This is a genomic window from Legionella santicrucis (genome assembly GCF_001468135.1).
GTDB classification, from domain to species: domain Bacteria; phylum Pseudomonadota; class Gammaproteobacteria; order Legionellales; family Legionellaceae; genus Legionella; species Legionella santicrucis.
The window spans coordinates 1-3,199 of the sequence record NZ_LNYU01000043.1 but is presented as its reverse complement, the minus strand read 5'-3'; the positions used below and the strand labels follow the sequence as shown (position 1 = coordinate 3,199).

Below are 3,199 nucleotides of genomic sequence, written 5' to 3'. Positions count from 1 at the left end.
TTTCATGAAGGGAGGACTGTTTCAACAATCAATTTTAATTATGATGCTTATGCTGATTTGTTATAGATATTTAATGAGGCCTGCTTAGTAGAAAATCATGCAGAAGAAAACTCTACAATGGGTTTCAGGAGATAATAGAAGAGCAAAATTTTTCATGAGGAAACATAAAAAATAGGACATTTTGAAAACTTGATTTATTGGGTCATCGTTCAGGGTGAATTACCACACACTATTCCTCAGCTGAATTGCAGAATTTGTATGAAGCGGCAAATAAGGTTTGCTCAAAGAAACAAAGTGGGGTTGTATTAACTTTAGTTCATAAAGCAAATCAGAATAAAACAGATAGAAGCATTCAAAAAAGAAAGGTGATAGTTCTTTAACTTTGAAAACTTCTACTAGGTCACGCAAGTGATTTTTGTTTATTAGGTGGTTCGATTGTAACTTATTGATTATAATTGTGTTCTCATGGTGGCCAGAGTCAGTGCAATACTTAAACAGTTATATCGAATTCACGTTATGCTAGTAAAATAAAAGACTTTCCTATGTGAAATATGACTTCAGTGGCTTCTCAGTGCATAGGTCTTAACATAGGGACGGGGCTATGCAGCAGATCTTTGTCACTCTTGTTTTCTTCAGCAGTCGAGAAAAATGCGTACCTGTTTTGGGACATTAAAGTATCCTTATTTTCATTACTAGAGTCAATTTCTGCAGGCAATAACGCTTGAATGGCTTTTAAGCTTTCAGGATTACCAGCAGCCTCATGAAGTACTGTATTGCCGAATTTGTCTTGAATCATCATCGCCTCTAAGCGTTTATTTTCTGGCAATAATTCTAGAATGGCCCGTAGGCTTCCAGGGCGACTTTTAGCAAGATGAAGTATTGTTTTACCATCTCCGTTTTTAATTATCACCGCTCCTAGACGTTGATTTTCCGGCAATAACGCTAGCATGGTTTTTAGGCTTTCAGGATTGTTAGCGGCACGATCAAGTACTGTATAGCCATATTTGTTTTTAACCATCACCGCCTGTAGACGTTGATTTTCCGGCAATAATGCTAGAATGGTCTTTCGGCTTGCAGGGTTATCAGCAGCACGATGAAGCACCGTCTCGCCATCTTTGTTTTTAATTATCACCACCTCTAGACGTTGATTTTCTGGTAATAATTCTAGAACGGTCTTTAGGCTTTCAGAATTATAAGCTGCACGGTTAAGTACGGTATTACCATCTTTGCTTTGAATCATCACCGCCGCTAGACGTTGATTTTCTGATAATAATGCTAGTACCTCCTGTAGACTTTTAGGATTGTTATAAGCATAATGAAGTACTGTATAGCCATGGTTGTCTTGAATTATAACTGCCTCTGGACATTGATTTTCTGGATATAACTTCAGAATAGTTTTTAAGCTTTCAGCATTCTTAGCAGCATGATGAAGTACTGTATTGCCGTTTTCGTTTTTAATCATCACCGCCTCTAGACGTTGATTTTCTGGATATAATGCGAGAATAGTCTTTAGGTTTTCGGGGTTATAAGCAGCCAGATGAAGTACGGTATCGCCATATTTGTTTTTAACCATCGCCGCCTGTAGACGTTGATTTTCCGGCAATAACGCTAGAATAGTCTTTAGGCTTTCAGCGTTTGTAGCAGCAAGATGAAGTAGTGTATTGCCGTCTTTGTTTTTAATCGTCACAACTTCTAAGCGTTGATTTTCCGGCAATAAGGCTAGAATAGTCTTTAGAATTTCAGGATAGACAATAGCATCGCTAAGCACTATACGGCCATATTTGCCTTGAATCCTCACCGCTTCTAAGCGCTGATTTTCTGGTAATAACTTTAGAACGGCTTTTAGGATTTCGGGATTATCAGCAGCATCGTGAAGTACTGTATTGCCATTTTCGTTTTTAATCCTAACCGCCGTTAGGCGTTGATTTTCTGGCAATAACGCTAAAATAGCTTTTAGGCTTTCAGGATTGTTAGCACTTTGATGAAGTACTGTATTGCCGTCTTTGTTTGGAATCATCACCGCCTCTAGACATTGATTTTCTGGTAATAATGCTAGAATAGCCTTTAGGCTTTCAGAATTCGTAGCAGCATCGTGAAATACTGTACTACCGTCTTTGTTTTGAATCCTCACCGTTTCTAAGCGTTGATTTTCCGGCAATAATGCGAGAATGATCCTTAGGCTTTCAGGATTCGTAGCAGCATAATGAAGTACTGTATTGCCGTCTTTGTTTGGAATCATCACCGCCTCTAAGCGTTGATTTTCCGGCAATAACTCTAGCATGGTCTTTAGGATTTCAGGATTTTTAGCAGCCAGATGAAGGACTGTCTTACCATGTCTGTTTTTTTGTTTTATGGCCACTTCTGTTTGTGACAATATTTTTTGTGCGATACCCAAATGGTGATTGATTAATGCGGCCATTAGTGGCGTATTTTTCTCTGGATAACTGACCCCATTGACTTGAGCACCTTGTTTCAGGAGCACATCAAAAATGTCCTCATCTCCTTTTTCAGCCGCCCAAAATAAGGCGGTTTTCATGTGGGCAGCAAAGGTTTCAAGACAAGCCCTGTGTTCCAGCAGATAGTTCACCATGGCTAAGTCCTTGTTTTGAACGGCGATGATAAGCGGTGTATTTTCATTATCATCTTTGATATCCACTTGTGCCTGCGCTGCAATCAATTGTTGGGCAATGTCGCGCCCAACTTCGTTTTTATTTTTGTAGAGCACTTTTTTCAGGGCATAGATTAAAGCCGTATTGCCGTCTTTATCTTGGATGTTTACATTAATGCCGCGTGCAATGAGTTTGCTGATGGTCTTCTTATCGGCGTTTAAGGTGGCAAGATGCAATGCGCTTTGCCCCTTTTTATTCATTACATTAATAGAGGCACCTTGTTCCAGAGCGTCAAAAGCGATGATTTTTTTGTTTAGTTGTTGCAGATAATACCAGTTAGTCGCGAGCAGCGCGTCAAAAGCTTCTTTATGATTGACGGCGCATTCACCTAATAGCTGCAGTAATGCATGGTTCTTGGTATAGAGGACAAACGCAATGGCTTGTTGCAATGCTTCGTTGTTGTGCAGTACCTCTTGGGTGTTAAATAATTCTTGAAAAAAGCGTTTCGTCTCTTCTGCAATCCTGGCTTGCAATTGAGAAGAGGCCACCTTGCCGTAGAAAAGGTAAGGCATGGTCGTACCGGCAAGGGG

General features: G+C 39.8%; 1 protein-coding gene. It reads right to left on the bottom strand.

What is annotated here, in order from left to right:
* Positions 1–568: 568 nt before the first annotated feature.
* Positions 569–3,199, bottom strand: a 2,631-nt coding sequence (locus tag Lsan_RS09545) for an ankyrin repeat domain-containing protein (protein WP_058514175.1), incomplete at its 5' end; no start/stop codon positions are given.